The following is a 17,540-nucleotide window of genomic DNA, read 5'->3' as shown; positions in this document are numbered from 1 at the left end:
ACGGCAAATGTCCCCGCCAAGCCTCCCGGCCGTGCAGGTTCATTTGCCGTCTTCAGGATGACTTTTATGCAGTCATCCTTGCGGTTATCGCCGCAATTATCCGCGCAGAATGGCTTCGATTTGCTCGAGCTCTTCCGTGCTGAGCTCGGGAGCGTTCAGGGATGCCACTGCGTCCTCAATCTGGCTCACTTTGCTTGCGCCGATCAGCGCAGAGGTTACTTTACCGCCGCGCAGAACCCAGGAGAGGGCGAGCTGCGACATTTTTTGTCCGCGGGCTGCTGCGATATCATTCAGCTTGCGTACCTTATCGATCACTTCTTCGGTAATTTCCTTCTCGGAGAGGAATACGCTTGGTCCGGCTGCGCGGGAATCCGCTGCAATTCCGTTCAGGTAGCGGTCGGTCAGGATGCCTTTGTACAGCGGCGAGAAGGCGATGGTACCGATGCCCTCTTCAGCGAGCACATCCTGCAGCTCATCCTCAATCCAGCGCGACATCATCGAATAGTTCGGCTGGTGGATCAGGCAAGGTGTGCCCAGACGGCGGAGAATCTGCGCCGCTTCGCGGGCTTCAGCGGGCCGGTAATTGGAAATACCGACATACAGTGCTTTACCCTGGCGGACGATGAGATCCAGCGCAGCCATGGTTTCCTCAAGCGGAGTATTCGGGTCCGGACGGTGATGGTAGAAAATATCGACATAATCCAGGCCCATCCGCTTCAGGCTCTGATCCAGGCTGGACACCAGATTCTTCTTGGAGCCCCATTCCCCGTATGGACCCGGCCACATATAGTAACCGGCTTTGGTGGAGATAATCAGCTCATCGCGGTAAGCGGCGAGATCCTGGCGGAGAATCCGCCCGAAGTTCTCTTCGGCGGAGCCTGGAGGCGGTCCATAGTTGTTGGCAAGGTCAAAATGGGTGATGCCCAGATCAAAAGCCCGGCGAACCATGGCCCGTCCGTTTTCGAACAGGTCGTTGCCGCCGAAATTATGCCACAGGCCGAGCGAGATTGCCGGCAGCAGCAGGCCGCTGCGGCCGCTGCGGTTATATTTCATGTTGTCATAACGTTCAGGACTGGCGATATACATGTGAGATCCTCCTAATAGTGGTGATGTGTTAATCCTCATAACGGAAGCGTTTACGGCTTAACTGACACGTTCTATTGTAGCGGAACCACGGGGCAAAAGCGTATGTCAGCATGGAAGATGTTTATAGCACAATGTCGTTATTCGCATGACGGCTGCGGTAGTCCTTGGGGGAGCAGCCTTTGACTTTTTTGAACATCCGCGAGAACAGCAGCGGGTCCTGGTAGCCGACCGAGCGGGCGATTTCACCGACGGTGCAGTTGCTCTCGGCCAGCAGCTCGCAGGCTTTGGCAATGCGGAAATTCAGCAGATACTGCTGCGGCGGCAGGCCGACAGTCCGTTTGAACAGGGCCGACAGATATTTGCGGTCCAGCTTCAGGGAGGACGACATCATCTCTACAGTGATATTCTCACAATAGTGGGCATGCAGGAAATGAAGACACTCCTCGACATAAAAGCTTTTGGCACGCGGAAGCCGTACATTGTCCTTCGCCGCCGGGGCTATATGCAGCAGCACCGTAAAGAACTCATACATGATTGCTTTAAGGGGGAGGTCGAGCCCCTCAGCCGTATCCGCTGCTGCAGTCAGCCGGTCGTAAAGGGCAGGCATCAGCTGCTGATCCATCGGAAACACGGGCTGCTCCGGCGACAGCGAAGTCCGGGACAACAGGGATTCGATCTCTTCCCCGGTAAAAGCTACCCATGAATAGGTCCACGGCTCCGTGCTGTCTGCTGCATAATAAGTCACGATATGGGGATAGGTCAGAAAAGCCTGTCCGGCCTGCAGCCTGTGCTCGGCTTCCCCGACGGCAACCCTGCCGGTGCCTGCATGAATAAAGTGGATTTTGTAAAGGTCACGCACACCGGGACCGACGGTGTGGCCGGGCGCACAATGCTCGAAGCCCCAGTAATGCAGATGCAGATCGGGGCTGCTGCGAGCGCGCTGCGGATTATATTTAAATATGGCCATCCTTCAGCCTCTTTTCCTGTGTAAAGTGGTCTTGGATATATGCGTGTATAGTCACCATTATACAATAGTTTTACAGCGGCGTAAGACAAGGCAAAAAGTCCCGGCGCCCTTCCGGTGACGGAAGCGGAGCGGGGACTTTTTCCAAAAGATAAGAAAGTATATATTTCACGCTATCCTTTATCCTTATCTTTCCCGCAGAAACGCTACGCCGTCCTATTTAGGACGGCGTAGCCGTTTCTGCTTGGTTAAGCTTTTAAAAGTTTTCGGGAGATTTCATATGGAGCGGCTGTTTGACGGGAGAACGTTCGGCGTTATAACGTCAGGCTTCCATTTTCAGCATAACCAGCTCATCCACCGGCTCGCCGCCTACCAGATGCTCCTCCACAATGCGCGGAACGTCATCAGTGGTTACATTGTAATACCAGACGCCGTCAGGGTAGACGATGACAAAGGGACCGTTGCCGCACAGCCCGAGGCAGCTGGTTTTGTTGATTTTGACGGTTTTGTTGATGCCTTGCTCGACCAGCTGCTCCTTGAATGCCTGCATGACATCCTCGACCTCCTGATTGTTGCAGTGCTCACTGCAGCAGAACAGCAGATGCTTCTTCAATACCTTTAAACGCATATTCATGGGTAGACCTCCTTGGTCATGTGAAAATGGCTGACCTATCTTACGAGGAGTATAGTCCCTTTTGCCGGTGGTGTAATGGGGTTGAAGCGATTGTTCCTAAAGGCTTAACAAATAGGCTGATGCCGTAAATATTGTGTGATCTTACCTGACTTTTGCAAGGGAAATATGATAAAAATGTGTCGGAGGATAGGATTTCCAGTACAAATTCTGTTTAGAAAATATATTTGAGGAATCGTTAAAAATCGAATAACTTTCAGTTTAGCGGATAGGGGAGTGGTTAATTAAGAAATGTGAAAGAGTGGCTAAGAACATCAAATAAAAGCTATCAGGAGGGAATCGTTATGAATAAGAAAATTGTAGGTGTGTTCCATACCGAATATGAGGCTTCGCAGGCTATTGAAGATCTGAAAAGTCACGGATTTCTGACAGAGGACATCTCCGTGATTGCCCGAAATAAACGAGATGTCGAAGCCATTAATGAGGAGACAGGCACCAAAGCTCCGGAAGGCATGGCCTCCGGTGCAGCAACCGGCGGATTACTCGGCGGGGTGACAGGGCTCCTGGCAGGTATCGGCGCCTTGGCTATCCCGGGGATCGGACCGATTATTGCTGCCGGCCCTATTGCCGCAACACTGACAGGGGCAGCTATCGGAGCCGGTACCGGCGGGCTGGTAGGCGGCCTGATCGGCCTCGGCATTCCTGAGGATGAAGCGGAAAGCTATGAAAATTATGTAGACGAGGGACGGATTCTGGTCATGGTAGATGCAGATGATACACGCGTTAACGATGTGTACACTGTATTCCGTAACCATAATTCGGCCAATGCCGAAAGATATATTGAAGATAACAGCACGAACGGTTCGTATAGAGATGCGGCTGATCATTCAGTGTCAGATGTCGTGGATGCCGCCTTTAACGGCTCAGGTCTTGAAGGACGGACAGACACCGGGCTTGATACAATGAATTCGGCTCCGGTTCACGATCTGCCGGATAACCGGGCACATGAGGATTTAAACCGGCCGGGAATGAAGGCTGACTTGTACTCCGGAACGCCTGACGGCATGGGCAAAGATGTAGACAGCAGAAGCTCGCTTGCTTACGAAGGCGAGGATGAGGAAGCCCGTAAGCTCCGCCTGCGCGAGGAACAGCTGGATGTGTCCAAAAACAGGGTGCAGGCCGGTGAGGTCAGCGTGCGCAAGGAAATCGTGGAGGAGCAGAAGACGATTAACGTCCCTGTATCCCATGAGGAAATTGTGATTGAGCGGCGCTCGGTCAACAATGACTCCAGCCAAACGCCAGTCGGAGCCGATGAAACCATCCGTATCCCGGTCAGCGAAGAGCAGGTCGAGGTTCATAAGAACACGGTGGTCACCGGTGAAGTGGACATTCACAAGCGTGAAGTTCAGGGTACTCAGCAGGTAAAAGATACCTTGAAACGCGAAGAGGCCCGTGTCGATAAGACGGGGGATGTAAAGGTGAATACCAGCGATGAGCTGCTGAGAAACAGAGACCACAGCCGCACGCGTTAAGCGGCGGCCAGGCTGACAGTATGTTATAACTAATAAAAGGGTTTGCCCGGGTCCTGCTGGACCCCGGGCAAACCCTTTTTGCTGCATTCCGCAGCAGTCCGGCTGCCGCTGAGGCTGGTGCGGCAGATTCCAGAGCCTGGCGGCAGCTTACATAAAAGCAACGTTCTGGCGGTCTGAGACACCCTGCGGGATTTCCTTGCCGGGCAGGAAATGAATGCTGCGGATATAACGGATAGTCTTGCTCTGCGCGCGCATGATAACCGAATGTGTCTCGGCGCGTTCCTTGCCGATGAAGCGGACACCATTCAGGAATTCGCCGGAGGTAACGCCGGTCGCAGCGAAGATGACATCGCCGTTGCCGACCATGTCCTCCATCGACAGCACGCGGGTCGGGTTATCCAGACCCATCATCAGGCAGCGCTGCAGCTCGAACGGCCCTTCCGGCAGGAGCCGGCCCTGCAGCTCGCCGCCGAGGCATTTCAGGGCAGCGGCAGCGAGAACACCTTCCGGCGCACCGCCGGAGCCCATGTACAGATCGACATCGCTGTCCGGCAGCGCTGCGCAATCGCTCCGGCCACATCACCGTGGCCGAGCAGCTTGATCCGCACACCCAGCTCACGCAGGGTGCTGATCAGATCTTCATGGCGCTTGCGGTCGAGCACCATAACGGTCAGCTCGGACAGCGCCTTTCCGGTAATCATGCTGGCTTTGCGCAGCGTAACCTCGGCAGAATCGTCCAGGCTGAGCTTACCGGCCAGCTCGGGGCCGCAGGCCAGCTTCTCCATGTAGATGTCGGGCGCATGCAGCAGGCTGCCGCGGTCGGCAATTGCAATGACCGACTGGGCGTTATGCAGCCCGCAGGCGACGACCTCCGTACCTTCAAGCGGGTCAACGGCTACATCTACAGCAGGACCGTTCTTAGTGCCGACACGCTCTCCGATATAGAGCATCGGGGCCTCATCCATTTCGCCTTCGCCGATTACAACGGTTCCGTCAATGGAGACAGAATCAAACATGGAACGTATGGCAGTTGTGGCGGCATCATCCGCCGCATTCTTGTCGCCCCGGCCAATCCAGCGTGCTGAGGATAAAGCGCCCAGTTCCGTTACCCGTACAATCTCCAGTGCCAATTCGCGTTCCATATGTTTTCCCTCCATTTATATAGGTTATCGATTTGTTTGTTGTGCAAAGCATCCGCGCGGCCGTTTATGCGTCTACAAGTGGCCCATAATGATACCGGCGGTTTCTTCAATAGCCTTGTCGGTAATGTCGATGACCGGACAGCCCAGCTTCTTGAACAGCACTGCAGCGTATTCCATTTCCTCATGGATGCGCTCAAGGCTGGCGTATTGCGAGCCTGCAGGGAGACCCAGCATCTTCAGGCGCTCGGAACGGATCTTCAGCATATATTCCGGCTCCATTGTCAGGCCGATAATCCGGCTTGGCGGCAGGCTCAGAAGCTGCTGCGGCGGAGCGATCTCCGGTACAACCGGATAATTGACCACCTTCTTGCCCCGGTGGGCAAGGAAGATGCTAAGCGGTGTCTTTGAGGTCCGGGACATGCCCAGCAGTACGATATCGGCCTTCAGCATGGCGCCCAGGTCACGGCCGTCATCGCAGGCAACGGTGAACTCGATGGCCTCGATCCGCCGGAAATAGTTCTCGTCCAGCTGGTGCAGCAGTCCGGGACGGGCCTGCGGCGCGTCATCGAAGGTGTCGATGAAGGCCTGCATCATCGGGCCCATAATATCGACAATCCGCAGGTCCAGCCGGACTGCTTCCTCACGGATCATCTCCCGTAGCTCAGGCTGCACCAGGGTGTAGGCGACAAAACCCTGCAGCTGCGCCGTTTCCTCCATCAGCTTGCGCAATTCATCCTCATGCCTGACATTGCCGTATCTCCTGATTGTGACACGCTGATTCTGGAACTGGTGGATAACGGCCTGCACTACTGCTTCTGCCGTATCGCCTATTGAATCCGAGCATATCGTGATGTAGTGCGAAGATTGCTCCATGCGTTTCTAATCCTCCCGTTATCCTTTGGCTTCGAGATCGAGGAGAAGCTTAACGATGGAAGTTTTGGTCAGCCGGCCCGTTACTTGAAGTCCCGGGACGGTATCTTCCGCGCCGCCGGGTATAACCACCGGCAAACTGTCTACCTCGTGAAAAATCATTTTATGTGCAGCATCCAGCACCGGCTCATCAGGCGATACCGTTACTACCTTAGGCATACGGGTCATAACCATGCTGACCGGCATGGATACCGCACCGGGATTGCCAAGCGTTACCTTCAGGAAATCCTTGCGCGAGGCTACTCCGGCCAGCCTGCCGTCCCCGTCGCAGATAATCAGGGTGCCGACATCCTGCAGGAACAGGGTGACGACGGCATCCTGGATCGTGGTTGTCTCACGGATGACCACCGGGATGCTCTGGATGTCTTTGACCTTCGTTTCCCGCAGCAGATAGCCGCTGCCCAGATGCGCCACAGAGCGCTGCCCGGGAAAATAGCCGACCTTCGGCTTGGCGTCAATGTACTCCAGCATGACCAGAATGGACAGGTCGTTGCGGATGGTCGGCCGGCTGAGGTTCAGGCTTTCGGCGATCTGGTCGCCGGAAATCGGTGCGCGTTTTTTTACAATTTCAATAATTTGCAGTTGACGGGATGTCAGTTCGATTGCGGGTCCCTCCATTTTCCGGATATTATCAGGTCTCTCCTATGGGAAAAGGAGTACCGTTAGCCGATTCCCCCTCTCATTCAGACGTCTTAATGGTAATAATACCCCTTAACTTGTTTATATAATACGCAATAATGATCACTAATGCAACATATAGTACGTCATAAATAAATTTAGTAAGTGAAAATTGCTTTATTTCTGTGCAGCAGCATCGAGCGGAGGGGCGGACAGGACAGCCGGTGCTGTTTTCTTTTTGAACAAAAGCTCCTTCAGAGCCCCCGCATTAACCAGTACGGTTCCGGCGATGATGGTGAACACGCCAAGCAGCGTAATCCAGGTAACGGCCTCATTATAAAATAGGTATCCCACACCAACGGCAATCGGCGGCGAGATGTACAGCCAGGTAGACGGAAACACCGGATTTGTCTTGGCGACGAGCCAGTAGAACAGGGTATGTCCGACCATGGAGCCGATAACGGTCAAATAGAGCAGGGAACCTGCGGTTTTGAGGGAGAGCAGAATTTCCGGATGCCATGGTTCGGCAGCAAGCGATAAAAGAAACAGCAGTACACCCCCGTACATCATCTGCGCGGCATTCAAGGCAACGGGCGAGACGCCGGAAAAGGCATTGATCACTTTTTTGGAATAAATCGCTCCGGCCGCGTAGCAGCATTCCCCGATCAGCACAACGATACAGCCCGTGATCCATAGCGGGGATACGTCCACAACAAGGCTTGGCAGCACCAGCAGCAGAACGCCGGTGAAGCCGATGATGCAGCCGTAGAGGGAGTAGGAGGGCGCTTTTTGGCGGAGAAAAGCAGTCTGCATCAGCAGGATCATCATCGGCCCGGTAGCCGACAGCACGGCGGCAAGTCCCGACGACACATATTGCTCGGCCCAGTACAGCGCAGAGAAGGTGCCAAAGGTCAGGGCGGCTCCGGTAATCAGCATTTCTTTGCGCAGGAGCAGGGAAAAGCTGGCTTTGCCTTTGATGACCATCCAGAGAAACAGGACAGCACCGGCGAGAAAGAAACGGATTCCTGCGGAGAAGAAGGGCGGCAGCCCGGCGTCCACTCCGATTTTAATAGCGAGAAAGGTAGTGCCAAAGATCAGACAGACGAGCGAATAAGCCAGCATAATCATGAATAGTTCCCCTTTGTGAATGTAATATGGCAGTACGGTGAAGCATTTTGGTTAATCATAACGGGCCGGGCACAGAACAGTTAATAAGTAACAGAACAGATGGCGGGCCGGATGCTGTACAATAGGGGAAATAACAAGAGCTGCGGGCTGCAGGCTGCGGCTGTAACGCTGTCTCTGCAGAAGATACGGGCTGCGGGAATTGCTGAGGGGAGTGCAAAAGCTATGAAACAACCGGCCAACATGGAGCAGAATCATCCGCTTTTCCGGCAGGTTTATGATTATATGGTGAACCGGATTGTGCGCGAGGAGTGGAAGGTGCATGACAAGCTGCCGTCGATCCGGATGCTGGCCGAGGAGCTGCAGGTGCACCGGCTGACTGTCTTTAAGGCGTACCGGGAGCTGGCGAGCAGCGGCAGGGTCTATGTAAAAGACAAATCCGGCTATTATGTTGCACCTGCCGGCATGCTGAGGGAAGAGCCTGCGTCAGAAGCTGCCGCAGGAGTACCGGCCTACTCGCTGACCAATCCGATGTCCGATATTCAGCGTATGCCGGTTCAGTACCAGTTCTCCCAGGCGCTGATTGATCCCGGCCTGCTGCCGAACCTGTTCCTGTCCGACTATGTCAAAAAAGTGTTCGACCTCTATCCCAAGGTCATGGGCACGTATTCCTCCGTCCAGGGCGATCCTGAGCTGCGCAGCGTGCTGAGCCGGCATTATCAGGAGCACTTCAAGCTGCAGCTGTCGCCTGCCGAGCTGCTGGTTACCTCGGGGGCCCAGCAGGCGATCAATCTGATCGCCGGACTTGTGCTCGGGCCGATGGATTATGTGCTGGTGGAGCGGCCGACCTACAGTGTGGCGCTTGATATTTTCCGCCGCGCGGGTGCACGGCTGCTGCCGGTTACGATCACGCCGGAGGGCTATGACCTGGAGGCGGTCGAGGAGCTGATGCGCACCTGCCGGCCGAGGATGTTCTACATCAACCCGACCCATCATAATCCGACCGGCTTCACGGTACCGGCTCGCCAGCGCAAGCTGCTGGTGGAGCTGGCCGAGCGGTACCGCTGCCTGCTGGTTGAGGATGATCCCTTCCGCGACATTTACTTCGGAGAGGCGCCGCCGGCGCCATTCTTCGCCTACGATACGGAAGGCTGGGTCATCTATATCAGCAGCTTCAGCAAATACGTGGCGCCGGGCCTGCGGATCTGCGCAGTGGCCTGCCGCCATCCGTTCATGGAGCGCCTGATTACGGCCAAATCCATGGCCGACAATGGCTCGCCGCTGCTGAACCAGAAGATCTTCCTCCATTACTATACGTCGCCGCGCCTGCAGCAGCATCTGGGCAAGCTGCGGATTGCGCTGCAGGTACATAAGGAGATTATGGAGGAGGAGCTGGCCGGCAGCGGCTGGGAATGGACCGCTCCGGAGGGCGGGCTGAACCTGTGGATCAAGCTGCCGGAGTCCGTCTCCGCCGCTGCGCTGTTTGAGCGCAGCATGGAGCAGTCCATCTCCTTCGTCCCGGGTGAGCTGTGCGACCCGCTCGGAGAGATGACCTCCTGGCTGCGGCTCAGCTATTCCTTCGCCAGCGAGAATGTGCTGCGCGAGGGGATGCGCAAGCTGATGCAGCTGGCGCGGGAGCTGTGAGGTGCGGAGATGCTTATGAACCGCCCTTTTGGGGGACTCAGAGGCAAGGCGGCCGCGTGGCGAAATGAAGGGCAAAAATGCCTCTTGATTTGCCCGAAAGGCGGCCGCGTGAGCGAAATGAAGGGCAAAAATGCCCTTTGATTTCGGCCCAACTGGCCCAACGAGCAAAATGAAGGACAAAAATGTCCTTGAAATCGGCTAAAGCGGCCAAACGGGCAAAATGAAGGGCAAAAATGCCCTAGATTTCAGCCCAAGCGGCCCAATGAGCCAAATCAAGGGCAAAAATGCCCTAGATTTCAGCCCAAGCGGCCCAATGAGCGAAATGAAGGGCAAAAATGCCCTTGATTTCAGCCAGCGTTTAGCGCAGCCGAGCACCACAAAGAATAAAGCCGCCCGTTCAATTTCCACGGGCGCTTTATTTTTAATACACATTAAACATTGCAGCGATTTCGTCATACTGGGTCGTCTGGGTCAGAGCCAGCGAGAGCAGGATGCGCGCTTTTTGCGGGACCAGGCTGTTGCAGGGAATAGAGTTGGCAGAAAGATCGATATAGGTGTCTTTAAGGGTGATACCGCTGGAAATCCGTGAGCAACGGACAACCGGAATGTTGTTATCCTTCAGCTCCCCGACTTTATCAATCCACGGCTTGCTGTAGATGCCGCCGCCTGCTCCGGCGATGACAATTCCTTTGGAGATCGTGGACAGGTAGTCAAGTATGCCGGGATCAGCATCGACATGGAAATAAGCAACGGACACCTCAGGCAGCCCGCTGAGCGGGGACACATCGAACTGGGCGGCGGTCGTATGCTTTTTCAGGGAACGGGTATAGAAAAAAGCCTCACTGTCACGCATATATCCCAGACAGCCGAAGTCCCGCTCATCAAAAGCGTTGGCCTTGAATGTATTTACCTTCTGCACATCTCTGCCGCTGTAGATGCCTTCTGCGAACACAACCATGACACCCTGACCGGACGCCTCCGGATTGGCAGCGAGAGCAACCGACTGGAACAAATTCAGCGGACCGTCCGGACTAATGGCTGTAGCGGGGCGCATGGAACCGGTGATAATGACCGGCTTGTCGGTTTTGATGACGAGATTCAGAAAGTAGGAGGTTTCATCGAGCGTATCCGTTCCATGGGTGATGACAAAGCCGTGAATATCCTCCCGCTGCGCTAACGTGTTAATAATGGAGGCAAGGGTCAGCCAGTGCTGGCTGGTGATGTCGGCGCTGCCCAGGTTGCTTACCTGAATACCGACACAGTTGGCTACACGCTCCAGATGGGGTACGCTGTCCAGCAGATCCTGAATTGGCAGGGCGCCAGGCTCGTAATTTAAGGTTTTATGGGCTTCGCCGCTGCCGGCAATCGTTCCTCCGGTGGCGAGAATAACGACATTTTTCAGATTAGGATTATAGAAGGGGGATGCAGTAAAATTGACTTCCGGCGTTGGAATGATCATGGGTACGTTCCTTTCAGTCTAAACTATTATGTGAGAAAGCTAACTTATAATAAGAAAGAAGTCAACTGATTTTTGTTAAAGGAAAATATTACCTTGCAGCCGAATATATAGGAGGGTAAAAATACCACGGGACACGCTGAGGGGAGTGTGCATGAATACATTTTTTAGTTTACATACAGTGGCAGACGGAGTTTGGGCGGCAATTGTTGTTCCGGGCAGCGGTGCATTAGGAAATGCGGCGATCATTGACTTGGGAGACAGTACGGTAGTAGTGGATACATTCAGTCTTCCGCAGGCGGCAGTACTTTTGAAAGAAGCGGCAGTGAAGCTGACCGGAAAACCGGTGCAATACGTGGTGAATACCCACTATCACGGAGATCATCATTACGGTAATCAGGCTTTTGCGGACAGTCAGATTATATCTACGGCTGTAACACGAGAGTTTTTAACCAGAGAGGGTACGCCGCCTGTAGAAGCTTGGCAAGACGGATTACAGCAGGTAATTACTACATTGGAAAAAGGCAGACAGTCCGCACAGGACAGCAGGCTTCAAACGGCCTTTGACAATGAAATCGCGGATAAAAAAGCTTTGTTGAGAGCTGTTCCGGATATCCGCAGAGTGACGGCAACAGTAACCTTTTCCGATAAAATGACGCTACATGGCAGTGCGCGCACCGCTACCGTACTTACCTTTGGCGGCGGGCATACAGAAAGTGATGCGATGGTGTACGTAGAGGATGCTGGCGTATTAATTGCCGGTGACCTTGTACTTAGCCGGACACATCCGGCTATGCTGAGCGGCAGTCTGGAGAATTGGCCGGGGATTGTTAAGCGGATCAGGCGTGAGCTTGAATTCAGTAAGCTGATTCCCGGACACGGTGACGTGACGGACCGCAGCAGTCTCGGGGAAATGATCCGTTACCTGACAGCCATTCCTGAGTATGCCCGGCAGGCGGCAGCAAGCGGTGAAACGGAAGCTTACTGGCTTGCCGGCGGTGTTCCTGAACCTTTTGCCGAATGGGAAATGTCCCATGTGTTCGGCTGGGATTTCCGCTGGCTGTACCAGCAGTATAAACAAGGGGAAGGGGTGAAGTAATGATTGAACTGGATACCGGCAAGTACGCACAGGTCCTCCCGTTGCTGGATTTAATAGAGATCAACACCTTGTTCGCAAAAGCGGTTCTGGAGCACACGATCACCGGTAAAGTCTATACGGATGATCCGGACGATCCGAGCGCTTATTATATAGCGCATCCCTATGGGATGTCGCTTGTGCTTGGAGATACCAGTAATGATGCTTTTGTTAGCGCGGTAAGTGAATACATAACGAACACCAGAGGCGATAGGCGTACGGCAGAATGGCTGCAGGCAGATCCTGCAGGAAATTGGACGGAAATCATCGATGCCGCTGCTGCCTTGCATAATAGTACACTTGGACTGGGTGAAGGCTTACATGCAGAGGCTTGCTCCAGGGCCATTCAGTGCAATACTAGGGTCAATTTTATTCTGGACCGTACCGCATTTGCAGCTGCAAAAAGAGCTGCCGGCAGGCAGCCCGCTCCCATCGTTCTTCTGACTGAAGAGCATTTTACGGCGCTGGAGCAGGGTGTGGTTCCCCGCTTTTTTTGGCGGGATGCTGCACATTTTAAGGAGGAAGGGGCAGGCTTCGTAGTGCTTACAGCGGAGGGAGATATAGCTGCTGCCGCGTTTTCCTCCTGCTGTGCCGGGGGCAGCTGGAGATTGGAATTGAGACGCTGCAGGCCCACCGGGGAAAAGGATACGCTTTTGCGGTCAGCCTGGCGCTGATTGAATATTGTCTGGAGCATGGTCTGGAGCCGGTCTGGGCCTGCCGGCTGGAGAATACCGGATCATACCGCCTTGCGCACAAGCTGGGCTTCCGCCCGGTGCTGACGCTTCCTTATTATGGCCTGGCTTATGAAGCGTAGCTTATGCGTACTGCTGTTGTTTCTCCTGACGGCCTGCAGCCCGTGGGATCAGGAGGAAGATTCAACGGGGAGGGCGGTTACCCTTTTGGCGGACGGCGCTGAAATTCCGCTGGCGGTCCGGGCGGCCAATGACGGGCAGACAAACCGGGAACGCCATGAGAAGCAATACCAGGCCCTTGTCGAGCTGATAGAACCGGGGAATATCCCATATATTCAGCTTGGAGAGTCGATCGAAGTCCATCTGGCGGAGGTAGATGATGCTGATTATGAGCTGACAGATGTAATTCTGCTGCCGGACGGCAGCTACAAATACAAAATGCCCGATAACGGGTCTCAGACGGTTGTGATTAGCGGAGGGTCGGGGTCTTTTGAGCTTAGTATCAATCCGGCTGCCTTTTTAAGCTCAAGTACATCGGATTATGAGCCTGGTGCCACTCTCCGCGGCTTCCGCCTGAGCGGGATGGGCGGGGGAGAGCTGCAGGACATTTATTTTGTGCTCCGGACAGATGCCGGAAGTGTCGGACCGAGCCTGTAATAAACAGCGGCTGTTCATATCATGATAGGAGAAGGGCGCCTTGGGGCGCTCTTTTTTATTGAAATCCTTCAAGATAATGATTATCATTATCACTAATATAAAGCTGTGTTTTGAATGGAGGGATTCCGATGGAGCGGGTGCAACCGCTTGATATAAGCGATACAGATACTGGTGAACGGACCGGCATGGCCGGTATCCGGGCTTTTATGGCGAATCACTTTCATGAACCCTTGTCCATTGATCAGCTGGCCCGTATGGCCGGCTTCAGACCGAAATATTTCAGTGAGCTGTTCAAAAAAACGTACGGGCAAAGTGCGATGGACTACCTGACCGATCTGAGGATCAGCAGGGCAAAGCAATATTTGCAGGAGTCCGGTTATCTGCTGCGGGAAATTGCCCATATGGTCGGGTACAGCGATGAATTCTATTTCAGCCGGAAGTTTAAAAAAGAGACAGGGTTACCGCCGTCCGCCTTCGTCCGCCGTCAGAAGCAGCGGATTGCCGCCTGCTCTGCTGCGGCCACCGGACAGCTGCTGGCGCTGGATATCATCCCGGCGGCAGCGCCGCTCGATGCGAAATGGACCCATTACTATTACAACAAATACTATTCCCTTATCGAGACCCATCTGAGGGTCGATCTTCTTGACCAGGAGATGGAGATTGACAAGCTGATCCGGTCGAGACCTGATGTTATCATCGGACATGCCGGGATGGCTGAGGACTGGCAGGAGTCACTGCTCCGCAATGCCCAGACCCTGTTTATTCCCGGAGAGCAGGGCCGCTGGGATGAACAGCTGCTGGAGCTGGCGGTTTTTCTGGACAGGGAGCAGCAGTACAGGCAGTGGATTGAGCTGTATAAGCAGAAGGCAAAGCAGATTACACAGCAGGTCTCAAAAGCAGTAGGCCGGGACAAAGTGATTGTTCTGCGGCTAAGCGGCGACCAGTTGTACGCCTACTGTAACCGGGGGATCAGGGCCGTGCTGTATGAGCAGCTTGGACTCTGCCCGGCTTATAACCACTCAAGCGAGCTTTATAATGAACCTGTCTCAATTGATGAACTTCAGGCTCTGAACCCGCAGCGGCTGCTGCTGCTGATCTGCCCGGATTCCCAGACAAGGATGAGCTGGCTGTCCCTGCAGCACAATGAGCGCTGGTGCTGCCTTCAGGCGGTACGCAACAGGCAGATTTATCTGCTGCCATCTGACCCCTGGTTTGAATACTCGGCGGTGGCAATCGACCGGATGCTGGAGGAAACACAGCTGATGTTTACCGGAAATTGTCCAAACCTGCAGGAGGACAGAGTCCATGGTTACCCGCAGGCCTATCCTTTATAATCTCCATTAATGAGAACGATTATCATTAGGGGGAGATCAGACATGCAAGACATAACCGTATCGGCAGGTAAAATAAGAAAAGGATTGCTGCCCGCTTCACTCAGCCTGCTGCTGGCAGCTGCGCTGCTGAGCGGCTGCAGCTCAGATGCAGCAAATCACGGGGCAGACAATGCAGCCTCGGCAGCCGCTGCCGCAAGCGCACAGCCTTCTGCTGAACCGTCCTCTGAGCCGTCTGCAGCTGAACATACAGCTGAAACGGCCTATCCACTTACTGTTACTGATGAGCTGGGCCATGAGCTGACGCTGGAAGCGGCGCCGCAGCGCATTTTTGCCCCGTACCTGGAAGATTCCCTCGTTGTGCTGGGCGTCAAGCCTGTGGCCCAGTGGGCGAACAACGGACAGGGGCAGGCCTATTTGCAGGACAAGCTAGCCGGCGTGCCGCTGCTTGATTTTAACAGCGGGCTGCCTTCACCGGAGGTCATTATGGATCTGCAGCCGGATCTGATTGTGCTGCACAACGCCAATTATGCCGAGAACGGGGTATACGAGCAATACTCTAAGATCGCCCCGACCTATGTATTCAAACAGGCGGCAGGTGATCTGGACAGCTCTGTAACGCTGCTGGGTGAACTCATCGGGAAGCAGAAGGCCGCAGCTGAAGGGCTGGCCGCCTATCACCAGAAGGTTGAAGATGCCAAAGCGGCACTTGCTCCGCATACGGACGGCAAAAAAGCACTGATCATCCGCTTCAATTCGCGTGGAATGTTCCTGATGGGCGGAGTATACGGCGGGTTCGTGCTGGCGGATCAGCTGGGCATTGCCAAAAGCGATCTCGTTGCGACAGAGAACAGCCTGGAGCTGTCGCTGGAGCTGCTGCCGCAGATTGATGCCGACTACATCTTCCTGGCCAACGACACTGCTAACAGCGGGGAGACCTTCTACAAGGAGCTGACGGAAAGTGCCCTCTGGAAAAGCATTCCTGCCGTTCAGGCCGGGCACGTATACAATGTGGATGACCGGTACTGGCTGGGCGGGGGCGTTGTCGCCTACAGCAATGTTATAGATGATGTGCTGGAGATTATCGTGCCATGAGCAGCATCAAGGAACTAAACTATCCGCATCAGGGCTGTGAGGAGATTGTCATTACCGCCGGTCCGCGTAAGGCCGAATACCGGCTGCTGCTCTCACATCCGTCCGGTGAAGCTCCGCCGGACGGTTACCCGGTGATTTACGCGCTGGACGGGCACGCTGTATTTCATACCCTGGCGGAAGCCGCACGGCTGCAGACCCGCAAGCCGCACGGCTTCGACCCGGTGCTGATCGTCGCCATCGGCTATCCGTCAGGCGAGCCATTTGATATGACCCGCCGCTGCTACGATTTCACGATGCCTGTAGAGGAAGAGACATTGCTCAAGCGGCCGGACGGCAGCGCCTGGCCGGAGTACGGCGGTGCAGGCAGCTTCCTGGATATCCTGCAGAAGGACATCATGCCGCTGATTGCCGGCCTGTTTCCGGTAGATCAGCAGCGGCAGGCAGTATTTGGCCATTCTTTCGGCGGCTTGTTCGTCCTGCATGCCCTGTTCACCAGGCCGGAATTGTTCACCCATTATGCGGCGGCAGTCCATCCGCCTGGTGGGGGGATTATGAAGTGCTTCGGGAGCTTAAGGCCTTTACGGCTGAGTATCCTCTGCTTGCCCTGCAGCGGAAGCTGCTGATTACAATCGGGACCGACGAGCTTGACCATATGGTCGAGGATGCCGTGAAGCTTCCCGTGCTGCTGGAGCCGCTCGCCGCGCAGGGACTCGAGGTCAGCCTGGCCAAATTCTCCGGTGAGAATCATGTCAGCGTCCTGCCTGCAGCGCTCAGCCGGCTGCTGAAGTTTGCGCTGGAGAAGCAGTAGGGACGGCTCTTGACGGCAGACCAGAGCTGGGAGACTTAAAGGAAAGCACCAAAAAACCTCTCTTTATCAAATGGTAATTGTACTATTACCATTTGTATAACTGAGAGGTTTTCTTTGTTCCTCTTAATTTTTTAATTAACCATTCAACCGTTTATGATTCTCATGGGCGATGCTGATAAGGGCGGTATAGAGCGGCTGTACGTTGAACTTTTTGGCGAATTCAAATTTATAGACTGCAGTCTGCAGATTGTTAGACTTATGGTAAGGAGAGGTAATATAGTGCAGGTTAATTTCACAATCATCAAAGCCTGTGCCGCCGGTCTCCATGGTTACTTCATAAATAGAGCTGAGGTGAATGGAAGCAACCCGCGTTTTTTTGCCGGTAACCCCCTGATGATCAATCAGAATCAGCCGCTCATCTGTAATGATGAACGCATCGCGGACCAGCTTGAAGCCTGTGCGGATCTGTTCCTGGGGCATCAGATAGGCCCCGTACTGGTTCATGAGCTCCGGAATCGTCACCTCTGAATAATTGCCCATTAAACCGCCAAACAAGTTAGCCATTATATTCCCTCCTGAGTCCACCGAAGTGGAAATGCTGTTGCATAGTTCCCTGTTAATATTCTCCAAACTCATGACTAATCCTGCCTGTAAATATGGTAAACTTATTTCAATAATGATAGGGGTGAGAGGC

The 17,540-nt window shown here is 54.3% G+C and carries 17 protein-coding genes and 1 pseudogene; 9 read left to right on the top strand and 9 right to left on the bottom strand.

Annotated features, from left to right (window positions below):
* Positions 1–96: 96 nt before the first annotated feature.
* The 3 genes from AWJ19_RS32580 to AWJ19_RS32570 form a co-directional block, all read right to left on the bottom strand.
* Positions 97–1,086: an aldo/keto reductase gene (locus tag AWJ19_RS32580; RefSeq protein ID WP_068720772.1), complete on the bottom strand. Its 990-nt coding sequence runs from the start codon at positions 1,084–1,086 to the stop codon at positions 97–99.
* A gap of 121 nt (positions 1,087–1,207) precedes the next feature.
* The gene (locus tag AWJ19_RS32575) at positions 1,208–2,053 is read right to left on the bottom strand and encodes an AraC family transcriptional regulator (protein ID WP_068729884.1); all 846 of its coding nucleotides are present in this window, start codon (positions 2,051–2,053) and stop codon (positions 1,208–1,210) included.
* A 319-nt stretch (positions 2,054–2,372) separates the two neighbouring features.
* Positions 2,373–2,684, bottom strand: a complete 312-nt coding sequence (locus AWJ19_RS32570; protein WP_068720774.1) for a (2Fe-2S) ferredoxin domain-containing protein — start codon at positions 2,682–2,684, stop codon at positions 2,373–2,375.
* A 341-nt stretch (positions 2,685–3,025) separates the two neighbouring features.
* Between AWJ19_RS32570 and AWJ19_RS32565 the strand changes: the two genes are divergently transcribed.
* Positions 3,026–4,213, top strand: a complete 1,188-nt coding sequence (locus AWJ19_RS32565; RefSeq protein ID WP_068720776.1) for a YsnF/AvaK domain-containing protein — start codon at positions 3,026–3,028, stop codon at positions 4,211–4,213.
* Between the two features lie 147 nt (positions 4,214–4,360).
* Here the strand turns inward: AWJ19_RS32565 and glpX are convergent.
* From glpX to AWJ19_RS32545, 4 genes and pseudogenes are all read right to left on the bottom strand, one after another.
* A pseudogene (glpX, locus tag AWJ19_RS32560) lies at positions 4,361–5,355 on the bottom strand (class II fructose-bisphosphatase).
* A 72-nt stretch (positions 5,356–5,427) separates the two neighbouring features.
* Positions 5,428–6,228: a pyruvate, water dikinase regulatory protein gene (locus AWJ19_RS32555; protein ID WP_068720778.1), complete on the bottom strand. Its 801-nt coding sequence runs from the start codon at positions 6,226–6,228 to the stop codon at positions 5,428–5,430.
* An 18-nt stretch (positions 6,229–6,246) separates the two neighbouring features.
* Positions 6,247–6,903: a helix-turn-helix transcriptional regulator gene (locus tag AWJ19_RS32550; protein WP_068720780.1), complete on the bottom strand. Its 657-nt coding sequence runs from the start codon at positions 6,901–6,903 to the stop codon at positions 6,247–6,249.
* 177 nt (positions 6,904–7,080) lie between these two features.
* Positions 7,081–8,031 carry an EamA family transporter gene (locus AWJ19_RS32545; RefSeq protein WP_068720782.1) on the bottom strand — a complete coding sequence of 317 codons (951 nt, stop codon included), beginning with the start codon at positions 8,029–8,031 and terminating at the stop codon, positions 7,081–7,083.
* Positions 8,032–8,253: 222 nt separating this feature from the next.
* Here AWJ19_RS32545 and AWJ19_RS32540 point away from each other — a divergent pair, with 222 nt between their 5' ends.
* A complete protein-coding gene (locus tag AWJ19_RS32540) occupies positions 8,254–9,672 on the top strand; it encodes a PLP-dependent aminotransferase family protein (RefSeq protein ID WP_068720820.1) in 1,419 nt (472 codons plus the stop codon).
* Between the two features lie 421 nt (positions 9,673–10,093).
* Here AWJ19_RS32540 and AWJ19_RS32535 read toward each other — a convergent pair whose 3' ends face one another.
* A complete protein-coding gene (locus tag AWJ19_RS32535; protein ID WP_068729882.1) occupies positions 10,094–11,131 on the bottom strand; it encodes an asparaginase in 1,038 nt (345 codons plus the stop codon).
* Positions 11,132–11,282: 151 nt separating this feature from the next.
* Between AWJ19_RS32535 and AWJ19_RS32530 the strand changes: the two genes are divergently transcribed.
* The 7 genes from AWJ19_RS32530 (at position 11,283) to AWJ19_RS37095 (ending at position 16,846) form a co-directional block, all read left to right on the top strand.
* The gene (locus tag AWJ19_RS32530; RefSeq protein WP_068729880.1) at positions 11,283–12,227 is read left to right on the top strand and encodes an MBL fold metallo-hydrolase; all 945 of its coding nucleotides are present in this window, start codon (positions 11,283–11,285) and stop codon (positions 12,225–12,227) included.
* On the top strand, positions 12,227–12,937 hold the full coding sequence (locus tag AWJ19_RS32525; RefSeq protein ID WP_068729878.1) for a hypothetical protein: 711 nt from the start codon (positions 12,227–12,229) through the stop codon (positions 12,935–12,937). Before AWJ19_RS32530 ends, AWJ19_RS32525 begins: the two co-directional genes overlap by 1 nt.
* A gap of 129 nt (positions 12,938–13,066) precedes the next feature.
* Entirely contained in the window at positions 13,067–13,612 is a 546-nt protein-coding gene (locus AWJ19_RS32520; RefSeq protein ID WP_128083752.1) for a hypothetical protein, read from the top strand.
* Between the two features lie 128 nt (positions 13,613–13,740).
* Positions 13,741–14,946 (top strand): helix-turn-helix domain-containing protein, encoded by a 1,206-nt coding sequence (locus tag AWJ19_RS32515; RefSeq protein WP_068729870.1) that lies wholly within the window; start codon positions 13,741–13,743, stop codon positions 14,944–14,946.
* A gap of 42 nt (positions 14,947–14,988) precedes the next feature.
* Positions 14,989–16,038: an ABC transporter substrate-binding protein gene (locus AWJ19_RS32510; RefSeq protein ID WP_068729869.1), complete on the top strand. Its 1,050-nt coding sequence runs from the start codon at positions 14,989–14,991 to the stop codon at positions 16,036–16,038.
* Entirely contained in the window at positions 16,035–16,661 is a 627-nt protein-coding gene (locus tag AWJ19_RS32505; RefSeq protein WP_241781969.1) for an alpha/beta hydrolase-fold protein, read from the top strand. The genes AWJ19_RS32510 and AWJ19_RS32505 overlap by 4 nt, the downstream gene beginning before the upstream one ends.
* The gene (locus AWJ19_RS37095) at positions 16,595–16,846 is read left to right on the top strand and encodes a hypothetical protein (RefSeq protein ID WP_241781968.1); all 252 of its coding nucleotides are present in this window, start codon (positions 16,595–16,597) and stop codon (positions 16,844–16,846) included. The genes AWJ19_RS32505 and AWJ19_RS37095 overlap by 67 nt, the downstream gene beginning before the upstream one ends.
* Before the next feature lie 135 nt (positions 16,847–16,981).
* Here the strand turns inward: AWJ19_RS37095 and AWJ19_RS32500 are convergent, their stop codons facing one another.
* The gene (locus AWJ19_RS32500) at positions 16,982–17,410 is read right to left on the bottom strand and encodes a PH domain-containing protein (protein ID WP_068729867.1); all 429 of its coding nucleotides are present in this window, start codon (positions 17,408–17,410) and stop codon (positions 16,982–16,984) included.
* Between the last annotated feature and the right edge of the window lie 130 nt (positions 17,411–17,540).

This window comes from Paenibacillus sp. DMB5 (assembly GCF_001517085.1).
Lineage (GTDB): Bacteria > Bacillota > Bacilli > Paenibacillales > Paenibacillaceae > Paenibacillus_AQ.
This window is presented reverse-complemented; position numbering and strand designations above follow the sequence as displayed.